This is a genomic window from Rhodoferax sp. OV413 (genome assembly GCF_945881795.1).
In the GTDB taxonomy this organism is placed as follows: domain Bacteria; phylum Pseudomonadota; class Gammaproteobacteria; order Burkholderiales; family Burkholderiaceae_C; genus Allorhodoferax.
This window is the reverse complement of record NZ_CAMCVG010000019.1, coordinates 1-14,221: the sequence shown is the minus strand read 5'-3', so window position 1 is coordinate 14,221 and position 14,221 is coordinate 1. Positions and strand designations below refer to the sequence as shown.

Annotated in this window: 14 protein-coding genes; 8 read left to right on the top strand and 6 right to left on the bottom strand. The window is 62.4% G+C overall.

Annotated elements, in window-relative coordinates:
- Nucleotides 1-92 precede the first annotated feature (92 nt).
- The gene (locus tag Q0O05_RS04195; protein ID WP_293660642.1) at nt 93-1,871 is read right to left on the bottom strand and encodes an acetolactate synthase 3 catalytic subunit; all 1,779 of its coding nucleotides are present in this window, start codon (nt 1,869-1,871) and stop codon (nt 93-95) included.
- Between the two features lie 259 nt (nt 1,872-2,130).
- Here Q0O05_RS04195 and Q0O05_RS04190 point away from each other — a divergent pair, with 259 nt between their 5' ends.
- From Q0O05_RS04190 to Q0O05_RS04170, 5 genes are all read left to right on the top strand, one after another.
- Nucleotides 2,131-2,697: an RNA polymerase sigma factor gene (locus Q0O05_RS04190; RefSeq protein ID WP_293660641.1), complete on the top strand. Its 567-nt coding sequence runs from the start codon at nt 2,131-2,133 to the stop codon at nt 2,695-2,697.
- On the top strand, nt 2,694-3,131 hold the full coding sequence (locus tag Q0O05_RS04185; protein ID WP_293660640.1) for a DUF3619 family protein: 438 nt from the start codon (nt 2,694-2,696) through the stop codon (nt 3,129-3,131). Before Q0O05_RS04190 ends, Q0O05_RS04185 begins: the two co-directional genes overlap by 4 nt.
- 57 nt (nt 3,132-3,188) lie before the next feature.
- A complete protein-coding gene (locus tag Q0O05_RS04180) occupies nt 3,189-3,878 on the top strand; it encodes a DUF3106 domain-containing protein (RefSeq protein ID WP_293660639.1) in 690 nt (229 codons plus the stop codon).
- 81 nt (nt 3,879-3,959) lie between these two features.
- On the top strand, nt 3,960-4,457 hold the full coding sequence (locus Q0O05_RS04175) for an RDD family protein (protein WP_293660638.1): 498 nt from the start codon (nt 3,960-3,962) through the stop codon (nt 4,455-4,457).
- 18 nt (nt 4,458-4,475) lie between these two features.
- Nucleotides 4,476-4,886, top strand: coding sequence for a diacylglycerol kinase (locus Q0O05_RS04170; protein WP_293660637.1), 411 nt, complete (start codon nt 4,476-4,478; stop codon nt 4,884-4,886).
- A 7-nt stretch (nt 4,887-4,893) separates the two neighbouring features.
- Here the strand turns inward: Q0O05_RS04170 and Q0O05_RS04165 are convergent, their stop codons facing one another.
- Both Q0O05_RS04165 and Q0O05_RS04160 read right to left on the bottom strand, forming a co-directional pair.
- Nucleotides 4,894-5,232, bottom strand: coding sequence for a P-II family nitrogen regulator (locus Q0O05_RS04165; RefSeq protein ID WP_293660636.1), 339 nt, complete (start codon nt 5,230-5,232; stop codon nt 4,894-4,896).
- 20 nt (nt 5,233-5,252) lie between these two features.
- Nucleotides 5,253-6,929 (bottom strand): NAD+ synthase, encoded by a 1,677-nt coding sequence (locus tag Q0O05_RS04160; protein ID WP_293660635.1) that lies wholly within the window; start codon nt 6,927-6,929, stop codon nt 5,253-5,255.
- A 74-nt stretch (nt 6,930-7,003) separates the two neighbouring features.
- On the opposite strand from Q0O05_RS04160, the gene Q0O05_RS04155 reads away from it, so the two are divergent.
- Nucleotides 7,004-8,221 (top strand): GNAT family N-acetyltransferase, encoded by a 1,218-nt coding sequence (locus Q0O05_RS04155; protein ID WP_293660634.1) that lies wholly within the window; start codon nt 7,004-7,006, stop codon nt 8,219-8,221.
- 3 nt (nt 8,222-8,224) lie between these two features.
- Here Q0O05_RS04155 and Q0O05_RS04150 read toward each other — a convergent pair whose 3' ends face one another.
- The gene (locus Q0O05_RS04150; protein WP_293660654.1) at nt 8,225-8,725 is read right to left on the bottom strand and encodes a chemotaxis protein CheW; all 501 of its coding nucleotides are present in this window, start codon (nt 8,723-8,725) and stop codon (nt 8,225-8,227) included.
- Nucleotides 8,726-8,851: 126 nt separating this feature from the next.
- Nucleotides 8,852-9,382 (bottom strand): inorganic diphosphatase, encoded by a 531-nt coding sequence (ppa, locus tag Q0O05_RS04145; protein WP_293660633.1) that lies wholly within the window; start codon nt 9,380-9,382, stop codon nt 8,852-8,854.
- A gap of 226 nt (nt 9,383-9,608) precedes the next feature.
- Between ppa and Q0O05_RS04140 the strand changes: the two genes are divergently transcribed.
- Entirely contained in the window at nt 9,609-11,678 is a 2,070-nt protein-coding gene (locus Q0O05_RS04140; protein ID WP_293660632.1) for a sodium-translocating pyrophosphatase, read from the top strand.
- Between the two features lie 154 nt (nt 11,679-11,832).
- Entirely contained in the window at nt 11,833-12,459 is a 627-nt protein-coding gene (locus Q0O05_RS04135) for a response regulator transcription factor (RefSeq protein ID WP_293660631.1), read from the top strand.
- On the opposite strand, the gene Q0O05_RS04130 is transcribed toward Q0O05_RS04135, so the two are convergent.
- Nucleotides 12,435-14,221 (bottom strand): ATP-binding protein (locus tag Q0O05_RS04130; protein WP_293660630.1); only part of this gene is annotated, 1,787 nt, incomplete at its 5' end. The genes Q0O05_RS04135 and Q0O05_RS04130 overlap by 25 nt on opposite strands.

Sequence of the window (14,221 nt, the reverse complement as noted above, 5' to 3'; positions counted from 1 at the left end):
CAGCAGGCTTGGCGATCAATAGATTCATTCAAAATTGATAGCAGCCCGCGCATACTGCATAAGCGTCGGGCGGCGATTTGACCCTAAAAAGGCTAGAGATCCTCCGACCCGAGCAGCATCTCAGTGATGCCCTTGCCGGCCTGCACCATCGGGAACACGTTCTCGGTGGGGTCGGTACGGAAGTCCATGAACACCGTGCGGTCCTTGAGCCGGCGGGCTTCGCGCAGGGCGGGCTCCACGTCCTCAGGGCGCTCGATGAGCAGTCCGACATGCCCGTACGCTTCGGCCAGCTTCACAAAGTTGGGCAGCGCATCCATATAGCTGTGGCTGTAACGGCCTTCGTACTCCACTTCCTGCCACTGCCGCACCATGCCGAGATAACGGTTGTTCAGTGAGCAGATTTTGATGGGCGTGTTGTACTGCAGGCAGGTAGAGAGCTCCTGGATGTTCATCTGCACCGAGCCTTCGCCGGTGATGCAGAAGACCTCGCTCTGCGGTTTAGCTAGCTTGATGCCCATGGCATACGGAATACCCACACCCATAGTGCCTAAGCCACCGGAATTGATCCAGCGGCGCGGCTCGTCGAACTTGTAGTACTGCGCGGCCCACATCTGGTGCTGACCCACATCGGAGGTGATGTAGGTGTCGGTGCCCTTGGTCATATTCCAAAGGGTTTCAACCACCGCCTGCGGCTTGATGACGTCGCCATTACCGGGGCTGTACTTCATGCAGTCGCGGGCGCGCCAGCTTTCTATGGTGTCCCACCAGGCGCCCAATGCTGCGCCGTCGGGCTTACCCGCGCCTTCGCGGATCATGCCGATCATCTCGTTGAGCACGTCTTTCACATCGCCGACGATGGGGATATCGACCTTCACCCGCTTGGAGATGCTGGAGGGGTCGATATCGATGTGGATGATCTTGCGCTCGTTTTGGGCAAAGTGCTTGGGGTTGCCGATGACGCGGTCATCAAAGCGCGCGCCCACCGCTAGCAGCACGTCGCAGTGTTGCATCGCGTTGTTGGCCTCCACCGTGCCGTGCATGCCCAACATGCCGAGGAACTTGCGGTCGCTTGCGGGATAGGCGCCCAAGCCCATCAGGGTGTTGGTGCAGGGGTAGCCCAGCATGTCCACCAGCGTGCGCAGCTCCGCCGAGGCATTGCTCAGCAACACGCCGCCGCCCGTGTAGATGTAGGGGCGTTTGGCGTTCAAAAGCAGCTGCAGGGCTTTGCGGATCTGTCCGCCATGGCCCTTGCGCACCGGGTTGTAGGAGCGCATTTCCACGGTCTCGGGGTATCCGTGGTAAGCCACCTTTTTGAAAGATACGTCCTTGGGAACGTCCACCACCACCGGGCCTGGGCGGCCGCTGCGGGCAATGTGGAAGGCCTTCTTCATCACCTCGGCCATGTCTTTAGCGTCTTTGACCAGGAAGTTGTGCTTCACGATGGGGCGGGTAATGCCCACGGTGTCGCATTCCTGGAAGGCGTCCAAGCCGATGGCGTGCGTCGGCACCTGGCCCGAAATAATCACCATCGGAATGCTGTCCATGTAGGCCGTGGCGATGCCGGTCACGGCATTGGTCAGCCCCGGGCCGGAGGTGACCAAAGCCACACCCACTTCGCCGGTCGCGCGGGCATAGCCGTCTGCGGCATGCACAGCAGCCTGCTCGTGGCGCACCAGCACGTGCTGAATGGTTTCTTGCTTGTAAAAAGCATCGTAAATATGCAGAACCGCGCCGCCAGGGTAGCCCCAGACGAACTGTACGTTTTCTGCCTGGAGTGCTTTGACCAGTACTTCCGCACCCCTCAACTCGGGAACGGCGACTGGCTTGTGCGCGGATGCTGCCGAAGCGATTTCGGCTTTAGAAATTTCCATGATGAACCTTTGTGAATTTCTCTGACGAAAAACCTTGGGTGCCCCTTCGCAAACTCTTGTGGAGTAGCGTCGGGACTTAAGGTCAAAGCCATGGGCGCACTGAATATTGCGCCGGACCAGGACCCGTTTGCCTTTTTTGTTGGACCGCTATTATGGCATTTGTTTGACACTGTCCCGCAAGCGCCCGGGGACCCTCAGACCAGGGTGCAATAATCTGCTGCAGCAAATCTGCGCCACCCGCCCCACCGAAGCCCGTCCCTTGGCCACCGAAAAAGAACTCTCCGACTTTCTGAAAAGTGTCGAACGACGGGCGTTCAAACGGGCCGCATACCACGTGCGCAATGACGAATCTGCGCTCGACATCGTGCAAGACAGCATGATGAAGCTCGCAGAGCACTACGGGCACAAGCCGGTAGAGGAATTGCCCATGCTGTTCCAGCGCATACTCTCCAACAGCACACTGGACTGGTTCCGCCGTCAAAAGACCTACAGCGCGCTTTTTTCGACCCTGAGCGACTTCGAATCCGGCAATGACGACGAAGACTTCAATCTTCTGGAGTCACTGGTCACCGCGCAAGGCGGCGAGCAGTCCGAGAGCGCACAAACGCAGACCGAGCGGGCACAAACCTTGCTCAGCATTGAAGAAGAGATATTGAGGCTGCCGCCCCGTCAACGAGAGGCCTTCCTCATGCGTTACTGGGAGGATATGGATGTTGCGGAAACGGCTACCGCAATGGGCTGCTCACAAGGCAGCGTCAAGACGCACTGCTCGCGGGCTGTGCACGCACTGGCCAACGCGCTGAAAGGAAAGGGGATCCGCTTATGAACACGACAAAAACGCACCGCTCCGGTGCATCCATGCAAGATACGGTTGCGCGCGCGATCGTAGCGCGTCTGGACGATGGCACGCAAACCCTTTCGCACGACATCACCGAGCGCCTCAAGGTGGCACGCATGCGGGCTGTGGCCCAGCGCAAGTTGGCAGCCGCGGTGGCGCCGGCAGCGGCCGTTTTGGGTAGCGCAGGACAGGCCAGCCTGCAGATGGGCGAGGGCCTGCGCGGCCTGTGGATGCAGCTCGGCGCCTGGTTACCGCTGCTGGCGCTGGTAACCGGACTGGTTGCGATTGGCGCCGTGCAGGACGACTGGAGCGCGCAGGAAATTGCCGAAGTCGATACCGAGCTCCTCACCGACAACCTGCCGCCTTCCGCCTACACCGACCCCGGTTTCGCGCAATTTCTTCGCAACAATCAGGAAAAATAATCGCGCGAATCGCCACGCCCGCGCCTGACTTTGTACCTCGCCGACACTCCCTTGACCATGTCTTCCCATCGTTCCCTGCCCAGCCGCTGCATCAGGCTGAGCCTTGCCACCGCGCTGGCGGCAGCGGGTGCGTGGGCGAACGCGCAAACCCCTGCAGGCCCACCGACGCAGCAAGTTGCCGCCGCCCCCGTCGTGACATGGGCCAGCCTGACGCCACCGCAACAAACCGCGCTGGCCCCTCTTCAATCCACCTGGACCACCCTGACCGACGCCAACCGCCGCAAGTGGATTGCGCTCTCCCACAACTTTGCCAACATGTCGGCCGGCGACCGGGACAAGCTACACGCCCGCATGGCGGAGTGGGCAGCCCTGAAGCCCAACGAGCGGCAGCAGGCACGCCTGAATTTCGCTGAGACCAAGAAGACGCCGCCCGCCCAGCGCGAGGCCGGCTGGGAGGCCTACCAGGCCCTGAGCCCCGAGGAAAAAGCTGCCCTTGCCGGCAAGGCGCCCGTCAAGCCCGCAGGTGCGGCCATAGCGGCCAAAGCGCCGCCGCCCCAAAAGCTCACACCTGTGCCGCTCACACGCAACTCCCCCGAGGCGCAACGCGAGAAGCTGACCGCCCAGCAGCCGGTTAACCGCAACACGCTCCTGCCAGCGCCACCGCCGCCGCCCGCACCCCTGGTGGCGCCACCACCAACTCCGGCCCCCGCACCAGCCATTCCCGCAAAGCCTCCAGAGGCAAGTTAAGGCTTAGCGCGCGCAGGGCGAAGGTGTCCACTCAAGCCCTGTGCCTACAATCCGGCCTTCCATTCATCAGGGGAACTCAATTTGTTGGCTGACACGCTGGAAACACCGGGCCTTTGGCGCCGCATGGCTTGCTGGATTTACGAGGGCATTCTTCTTTTTGGCGTTGTCTTTCTGGCCGGCTATCTGTTTGGTACGCTGAGCCAGACACGCTATGCCCTCGACAACCGGCATGCCCTGCAGGCCTTCTTGTTTGTGGTTTTGGGGATTTATTTCGTCTGGTTCTGGGCGCACGGCCAAACGCTTGCCATGAAGACCTGGAACATCCGAGTGGTAGACCGCAATGGAAACAAGATCACCCAGCAGCGGGCACTGTTGCGCTATGTGCTGAGCTGGGTCTGGTTCCTGCCGTCGCTTTTGGTGGTTGCGTATTTCAAGCTTCCCATGGGCGAGGCGACGGTCATCTGTCTGGGCTGGGTCGCCATCTGGGCGACCTTGAGTCGTTTTCACCCGGGCAGGCAGTTCCTGCACGACGCCATGGCCGGAACCCGCCTGATTCACTCCGCACCTATGAGCCGCTGAACGCGGACCCATCCACCCATGACGACCTCCACTCCCAAACAGGTCGACCCGACCGTCAACCCGCAAAAGCAGCGGCGCGGAATCATCCGGATTTTTCATGCCCTGGGCTACTCGTGGGCAGGGCTGCGCGCCGGCTGGAACGAGCCCGCCTTCCGGCAGGAGTGCGCTCTGGCGATAGTGCTGCTACCCGCCACTTTTTTTGTCGGGCAGACCTGGGTGGAATGCGCCCTGCTGGCGGGGAGCGTGATTGCGGTGATGGTGGTGGAGTTGCTCAACACTGCGGTCGAATCGGTGGTCGACCGGGTGGGGCCCGAGTGGCATCAGCTCTCCAAGCGGGCCAAGGACATCGGCAGCGCGGCGGTACTCCTCAGCCTCTTGCTGTGCGGCGCGATTTGGTGTGCCGCCCTGTGGGAGCGCTTCAGCGTTTAGTGCAGGCTTAAACGGCTGACTCGTCTTCCTCGCCCGTGCGGATGCGCACCACGCGCTCCACATTGGTCACAAAAATCTTGCCGTCACCGATTTTTCCGGTACGGGCAGCGGCCACGATGGCATCGACGCAGCGGTCTACGTCATCGGTCTTGACCACCAGTTCCACCTTGATTTTGGGCAGGAAGTCGACCACATATTCGGCGCCGCGGTACAGCTCGGTGTGGCCTTTTTGGCGCCCGAATCCCTTGACCTCAGTCACCGTCAGGCCGGTGACGCCGCAGTTGGCCAGCGCCTCGCGCACTTCTTCGAGTTTGAAGGGTTTGACAATCGCGGTAATTTGTTTCATTTGCTCGTCCAATTCACTAATCAGGCCCGAAATCGGTTGGTAATAGGATAACGCCAATCTTTACCAAAGCTGCGGTGGGTGACCCTTATTCCCACCGGCGCCTGGCGCCGCTTGTATTCGTTGATTTTGATGAGCCGGGTGACGCGCTCCACGTCTTCGGTGCGGTACCCGGCGGCGACGATGGCCTCGATGCTTTCGTCGTTCTCCATATAGCGCTCCAGAATCCCATCCAGCACCTCGTAGGGCGGCAGGCTGTCCAGGTCGGTCTGATCAGGGCGCAGCTCGGCGCTGGGCGGCCGGGTGATGATGCGCTCGGGAATAGGTGACGCTCCGGTGCGGTACGGGTCGTTGGCATTGCGCCAACGCGCCAGCCGGAAAACGGTGGTCTTGGCCAGATCTTTGATGACCGCAAAACCGCCGGCCATGTCGCCGTACAAGGTGCAGTAGCCGGTAGCCATCTCCGACTTGTTGCCGGTGGTCAACACCATGCTGCCGAACTTGTTGGACAGCGCCATCAGCAAGGTTCCTCGGATGCGGGCCTGGATGTTTTCTTCGGTGGTGTCTTCGGCGCGGCCTGCGAAGTCGCCGGCCAGCGATGCCTTGAAGGCCTCAAACTCGGGCAGGATGGAAATCTCGTCGTAGCGCACGCCCATGCGCTCGGCCATGTCGCGTGCGTCTATCCAGCTGATGTCTGCGGTATAGGGCGATGGCATCATCACCGTGCGCACCCTTGCGGCTCCAAGCGCATCCACGGCAATGGCCAACACCAGCGCCGAATCGATGCCACCTGACAAGCCCAGCAACACGCCGGGGAAACCGTTTTTGCCGACATAGTCGCGCACGCCCAGCACCAGCGCGTCCCACAAATCAGCATCGGCCGCTCGCACCGGCGCCACGGGCGCTATCAATTCGATAGCTGCCGGCGCACGCTCCGCCTTGGCAAAGAACATGTTTTCCTCAAAACTCGGGGCCCGGCCGGCAACCGACCCGTCGGCAGCCAGCGCAAACGAATGCCCCTCGAACACCACCTCGTCCTGCCCGCCCACCAGATGCGCATAAACCATGGGCAGGCCGGTGGCGCGGCAGCGTTCGGCCATGCGAGCTTCGCGCTCGTAGCCCTTGCCGATGTGAAAGGGTGAGGCGTTGATCACCGCCAGCAGCTCGGCGCCTGCGTCTTTGGCCAGTCGTGCCGGCTCGTCGAACCAGGCGTCTTCACAAATGAGCAGGCCAACCCGGACCGCGCCAGCCCCCTCGCCCGCCTCGAACACGCACACCCCGTCGCCCGGGCTGAAGTAGCGTCGCTCGTCAAACACCTGGTAGTTGGGCAACTCGCGCTTGGCATAGTGGGCCAGCACCTGGCCCTCGCGCAGCACGCTGGCCGCGTTAAAGCGGCGCTGCACCGCGACCGAGCGGGTGCGGCTGTCGCCCCCGGTCGGGTGGCCGACGACCACGCACAAACCTTTTAACCCGGCGAGCTGCTGCGCCAAGGTTTTCACGGCATCATCACAGGCGTCGATGAAGGCAGGCCGCAAGAACAAGTCCTCGGCCGCATAACCGCAGATGGACAACTCCGGCGTCAGCACCAGCTGCGCGCCTTGTGCGTAGGCCGCGGTTGCCGCATCGACGATTTTTTTCACATTACCCGTCAGGTCACCGACGATGAAATTGAGTTGCGCAACGCACAGTTTGAGAGTCATGAACCAGCATATCGATGTTCACAGCCGAGGCCGCATTGCAGGCCCCTTGCAGCTGCCGCGCCGGGGGGCGCTCAATGGGTAAGACTGATTATGTCATCCGGGTATCCGACGGGCCCTCGGGCGTAGACGCTGCTGCGTGGGACGCGCTCCTGGCTGCGCAATCGGCCCCCACCCCCTTCATGCGCCACGCCTATCTGGCCGCAATGCAGGAGAGCGGCAGCGCCACCGCCGCCACCGGCTGGAACGCCCACTTCATCACCCTGCACCACGCAGAGCGCCTGTGCGCGGGCTGCGTGGTCTACCTCAAAGACCACTCCTACGGCGAATACGTGTTCGACTGGGCTTGGGCCAGCGCCTACCAGCGCCATGGCCTGCCCTACTACCCCAAGGCGGTGATTGCCGTGCCATTCACCCCGGTGCCGGGCAGCCGCCTGCTGGCGTCTGACGGGCCCGCGCGTGCGGCCCTGTTGCAGGCAGTACAGGCGTGGTGTGAATCGGTGGGTGTTTCTTCGGCCCACATGCTGTTTGCCAGCGAGCCCGACATGCAAGCTGCCACCGCCGGCTCCTGGATGGAGCGGCATACCGTGCAGTTTCACTGGCACAACACCTCGCCCGGCTACAGCGGGTTTGATGCTTTTCTGCATTCGCTCAACCGGGAAAAGCGCAAAAAAATCAAGCAAGAGCGGCGCAAGGTTGCTGATGCCGGCGTCACCTTCCGGCATACGCTGGGCGCGGCCATCAGCGAGGCGGATTGGGACTTTTTTTACCGCTGCTACGCGCAAACCTACCGCGAGCACGGCAACCCGCCCTACCTCACCCGCGACTTCTTCGGCCGCATGGCCTCCACCATGCCCGAGCACTGGCTTCTATTTGTCGCCGAGCGCGAAGGCCGGAAGATTGCTAGCAGTTTGATAGCTGTTGGCGCAATATCCACGGGCGATAGCGGCACTTTTGACCCTCAAAACCGGGTTGCTTACGGGCGCTACTGGGGGTCGCTGGAATCGGTGGACTGCCTGCACTTTGAGGCCTGCTACTACCAGCCCCTGCAGTGGTGCATTGAGCATGGCTACCTCCGCTTCGAGGGCGGCGCGCAGGGCGAACACAAAATGGCCCGCGCGCTGCTACCGGTTAAAACCAGCAGCGCCCACTGGCTGCAGCACCCGTCCTTTGCGCAAGCCGTGCAGGAATTTTTGGAGCGGGAGGGCGCGGGCGTTCAGAACTACATGGAGCACCTAGAGCACCGCAACCCGCTCAAGCAAGCGGCCTCACCCCGCACCGCAGGGCAATCCTGAGATTCAGCTGACGATGCCCAGCTCGGCGTTGCTCATCAGGGCGTCGAGGTTCATGACGATCAGCATGCGATCGCCCAGGGTCGCCAGTCCGACGATGAAGCGCCCGTCCAGCGCAGCTTCAAACTGCGGAGCGGGCTTGATCGTGTCGTTTTGCAGTGCCACCACATCGGACACGCCGTCCACCACCACACCGACCACCTTGCCGCGGATGTTGAGGATGATGACCACGGTGAAATCGTTGTACTTCACATCGGCGAGGTTGAGCTTCAAGCGCAAATCGACGATGGGCACGATCACACCGCGCAGGTTGATGACGCCCTTCACATAGCTGGGCGAATTCACCATCGCAGTGGGGACTTCGTAGGAACGGATTTCCTGCACGCGCAGGATGTCGATGGCGTATTCCTCGCTACCGAGGCGCAGGCTGAGGTACTGGCCGGAGTCGGCGTCATTGGCCTCGCCGGAAGACCGGCCTGTGCCGCGTTGGGGTGCCAAAGTGTTCATGCTCATCAAGCTACTCCGTTGGTCGATTTCAAATGTTTTTTCACATTTTTCACGCTTGATGATACACCCGCGCCGTGGCTTTCCAGCGGCAAGGCGGGGCCGTCCAAAGCCAGCCCGGACAGCCGTTTATTGCTGGTTGTAGGCAGTGATGCCGTCCAGAATTTCTTTGTGGGCTTCTTCGATACCGCCCCAGCCCTGGATCTTGACCCATTTGCCGGCGTCAAGGTCTTTGTAGTGCGCAAAGAAATGCTCAATGGCTTGCAGGCGCACCGGGTTCAGGTCTTCCAGCGACTTCCAGCGGGAATACAGCGGCAGGATTTTTTCAGTGGGCACGGCCAACACCTTGCCGTCGAGTCCGCCCTCGTCTTCCATTTTCAGAATACCCAGCGCGCGGCAGGGCACCACCACACCGGGGGGCAGCGGCACCGGGGTGATCACCAGCACGTCCACCGGGTCGCCGTCGCCGGCAATCGTCTTGGGCACATAGCCGTAGTTGGTGGGGTAGTGCATGGCGGTATTCATGAAACGATCCACAAAAATGCAGCCCGAGGCCTTGTCCACTTCGTACTTGATGGGGTCGCCGTTCATCGAGATTTCGATGATCACGTTGAACGATTCAGGAATCTTGGAGCCGGGGGTGACGTTGTCTAAGGACATGCAATCTCTCTTTGTGGAAGTTAAAACAAGAACCGTAAGGATTAACCCTGATTTTACTGACTTGGTACTTTCGAATGCTTCGCAGCCGCGCTAAAGCGCGCTACATTGGGTTCGTTGGCCAATCAACTCCCCTTGCCTGCCAGGGCTGGAGCACTGAGGAAGCAACGCAGCGGGGACAACGCTGGCGTTGCCCCATCTTTGCGACACAACGAATGAGGAGATTCCTATGACGGGCAACACAGCGCTGTATCTGGCGCTTTTTTGCGGACTGATCGCCGTGGCATACGGCGTGTGGGCACGCAGCTGGATCCTGGCGCAAGACGCCGGCAACGCGCGCATGCAAGAAATTGCCGCCGCCATCCAGACCGGCGCGGCCGCCTACCTCTCGCGGCAGTACAAGACGATTGCAGTGGTCGGAGCGGCGCTGACCATTCTGATCGGCATTTTTCTCGATAGCCTCTCGGCAGTGGGCTTTGTGGTGGGCGCGGTGCTCTCGGGTGCCTGCGGCTTTATCGGCATGAATATCTCGGTGCGGGCCAACGTGCGCACCGCGCAAGCCGCGACCCGCGGCATAGGCCCTGCGCTGGATGTCGCCTTCCGCGGCGGCGCCATCACCGGCATGCTGGTGGTCGGCCTGGGCCTGCTCGGCGTGACGGTTTTTTACTGGTTCCTGGTGGGCAATGGCAACATGACACCCGACAAAAACCTGGCCAAGCTGCTCAACCCGCTCATTGGTTTTGCTTTCGGCTCTTCGCTCATCTCCATTTTTGCCCGTCTGGGCGGAGGCATCTTTACCAAGGGCGCCGACGTGGGGGCCGACCTGGTCGGCAAGGTCGAAGCCGGCATTCCTGAGGACGACCCGCGCAACCCTGCCGTGATTGCCGACAACGTGGGTGACAACGTGGGTGACTGCGCCGGCATGGCGGCCGACCTGTTTGAAACCTACGCCGTCACACTGATTGCCACCATGGTGCTGGGTGCCTTGCTGGTCACCGGCGCAGGTACCAGCGCGGTGGTGTATCCGCTGGCACTGGGCGCGGTCTCCATCATTGCGTCCATCGTGGGCTGCTTCTTTGTCAAGGCCTCTCCGGGCATGAAAAACGTCATGCCCGCGCTTTACAAAGGGTTGGCGGTGGCAGGAGGCTTGTCCCTGATTGCCTTCTACTTTGTGACGATCTGGATCATGCCGGATAACGCGATTGTTGCCAGCGGTAGCCAGCTCAAGCTGTTCGGCGCCTGCGCTGTGGGCCTGCTGCTGACCGCAGCGCTGGTCTGGATCACCGAGTACTACACCGGCACCCAATACGCACCGGTGCAGCACATTGCCCAGGCATCCACCACCGGCCACGGCACCAACATCATTGCCGGCCTGGGCGTGTCCATGCGCTCCACCGCATGGCCGGTGATTTTTGTGTGTGTGGCCATCTACACCTCCTATGCGCTGGCCGGGCTCTATGGCATTGCCATTGCCGCCACCTCCATGCTGAGCATGGCGGGCATTGTGGTGGCGCTCGACGCCTACGGCCCCATCACCGACAACGCCGGCGGCATTGCCGAAATGGCAGAGCTGCCCGCCAGCGTGCGCGACATTACCGACCCGCTGGACGCGGTGGGCAACACCACCAAGGCCGTGACCAAAGGCTATGCCATCGGTTCCGCCGGTCTGGCGGCGCTGGTGCTGTTTGCCGACTACACCCACAAGCTCGACGCTTACGGCCGCGTCATCAGCTTTGATCTGAGCGACCCGATGGTCATCATCGGCCTGTTCATCGGCGGGCTGATTCCTTACCTGTTCGGTGCCATGGCCATGGAAGCGGTGGGCCGCGCGGCAGGCGCCGTCGTGGTAGAGGTGCGCCGGCAGTTCAAGGAAATCAAGGGCATCATGGACGGAACGGGCAAGCCCGAGTACGACACCGCGGTCGACATGCTGACTGCCGCCGCCATCAAGGAAATGATGATCCCCAGCCTGCTGCCGGTGGTGGTTCCGGTGGTAGTGGGACTTGCGCTGGGCCCGGCCGCGTTGGGCGGGCTGCTGATGGGCACCATCGTGACCGGACTGTTTGTGGCCATATCGATGTGCACCGGCGGCGGCGCCTGGGACAACGCCAAGAAGTACATCGAAGACGGCCACCACGGCGGCAAAGGCTCTGAGACGCACAAGGCCGCCGTCACCGGTGACACCGTGGGCGACCCCTACAAAGACACGGCCGGCCCGGCCATCAACCCGCTGATCAAGATCATCAACATCGTGGCCCTGCTGATCGTGCCGCTGATGATGCAAATCCACGGCGGCTAAGCCGGCAACACCTTGCCTTTTCGGGCCCGCACGCCTTGCGCTGCGGGCCTTTTTCATGGCGCGTGCCCGGCACTTTGCGCTACCATCCTCCGCAGCCAAAGACAGACCTTTACAGCTTGCCGGAGGGCGCCATAAAAAGTATCGGGAGGGTGCCATGAAAATTCTGGTGGTGGACGACCACGCCTTGGTGCGGGAGGGGTTGCATCAAGTCCTCAAGGGGCTGGACGAAGACATTTGCGTCCTGCAAGCCGGGACCTGCGCCCACGCCTTCACTCTCGCCGACCAACACCCCGATATTGATCTCGTGCTGCTGGACTACCAGTTGCCCGACATGCAGGGTCTGGCGGGGCTCGCGATGTTTGGCCGGCAACACCCGGAGCTACCGGTGGTCATGCTCTCAGGCACTGCCGATATGGACACCATGCGGGCGGCACTGCAAGGCGGCGCTGCCGGCTTTGTAAGCAAGTCTTCGATGAGCGAAGCGCTGCTGGCTGCGGTGCGGCAGGTGCTTGACGGTGGTACCTATTCGCCGCCCGAGCTGCAAGGCGACGTGAGCACCTCCCACCCCCCAATCACCCCACTCACCCGACGCCAGGAGCTGGTGCTGCAAGGCTTGCTCGAAGGCCGCTCGAACCGCGAAATCGGCATCACCATGCACCTGTCCGACGAAACCATCAAGAACCACGTGAGCGCCATCCTGCGCAACTTCGGTGTGCAAAACCGCACCCAGGCGGTGATGGAAGCGGCCCGCCGCGGCTACCGCCGGGCGAGCGCCAAGTGACGTAAAAAGCTGCGCAGCTTGGCAGGGCGCACCGGCTTGTGCAACAAAGTTAGCCCGGCCGCCCTAGCCGATTGCATGAGTTCGGCGCTCACATCCCCGCTCATCAGGCACGCCGGCACCTCAGTCCCCACGCAGGCGCGCAGCGTTGCAATAGCCTCCATGCCGTTGCGGCCATCCCCGAGCCGGTAGTCGCTCAGCAGCAAGTCCGGCGCCGGGCCTGATTCCACCAGCGTCAAGGCATCGTTCAGCCCCTCAGCGGCATCAACCACGCAACCCCAGGAGCCCAGCAAGGCCTGCACCGACTGCCGCACCAAGGCATCGTCTTCCACCAACAACACCCGCAACCCGGCGAGTTCGCCCGCACCCGCGCCAAAGCCGGCCCCGAATCCTGCCCGGATTCCCGGCTCAACACTGGCAGCGGCGCCGAGGAGCGCGTCCGCCGTCGGGGCGGAGGTAGCGGTTTCAAGCACCCTCCCCCGCGGCACCGTCACCGAAAACCGCGTGCCGCAGCCCACCTGGGATCGCAGCGCCAGCGTGTGACCGAGCAGCCGGGCGGTGCGCTCCACGATATTGAGCCCCAGGCCCATTCCCAGGGCGCGGTCCCGGCCGGCGTTGCCCACCTGAAAAAACTCCTGAAAGATGGCCTGCTGGTGCTCGGGCGCAATGCCAATGCCGCTGTCAGACACATCAAAGCGCAATCGCGTGCCGCCCTCGGTCACGCGGCAGGCAATCAAGACCGTGCCCCGCTCGGTATAGCGCAGCGCATTGCTGGCAAGGTTTATCAGCATGGATTGCAGCAGCACCGGGTCACTAAAAAACCACTCATCGGTGGCGCGCACCCGCAGGCGCAGGCCCTTGCTCTGGGCCAGGGGCTGCAGGCTGGCGCGAAGGCTTTGGAAGATGTCCTCCACGGGAGCGGACACCGGCTTGGCCTGCACCGCTCCGGCCTCCAGGCGGGTCACATCCAACAGCCCGTCGAGCAAATCCTGCATGGCGTGCACCGATGCTTCCATGTTGCCCACCACCTCGCGGGTGGGCTCGTCCAGAGGCAGCTGCCCCAGCCGCGCCACGAACATGCCCAGCGCATGGGTGGGCTGGCGCAGGTCGTGGCTGGCAGCCGCCAAAAAGCGCGATTTCGACAACGTTGCGGCCTCGGCCTCGCTGCGTCGCAGCCGCAACTCCCGGGTCGCCGCATCCAGCAGTCGCAGCGCCAGCAGGCTGCCCAACACAAAGCCTGCGATGCCGATCACCAGCGCCACCAGCAAGGTCTCGCGGCCACGGGCGTCAAGCTCTGCCCTGGACACCTCCAGCACCACCTGCCCCAGCCCCGCATCGGGCCGCTTGTCCGCGTCCAGCGTAAAGTAATCGTCCAGGGTGAGGCCGCCGCCCGCCACAGGAAGCACCACCACGTCCACGCCGCGGCCCTTTTGCTGCTCCCGGTAAACGTCGCTAAGCGCCTGCGGCACATTCCTATAGCCGGGTGTGCCGCTGGTGGCGAGCAACTGTCCAGCGGCATCAAAAATACCCACCGAGAGCACCTCGGGCTCATTCGCAGCACCCTCGGCAATGGCGTCCAGGCTGGCCGTGTTACCGGAGAACACGCCGTATTCGCTGGCAATGGCAACCTGGCTGGCCATCAGGCGAACCCGCACCGCATAGTCCTCGCGAGCGTCGCGCATTCGGGTGGACCAAAACGCTGCCATCAAGGCAAGCGACACCAGAAAAACCGGCGCCAGTGCCGCCCAGGCAAGTCGGGAACGCA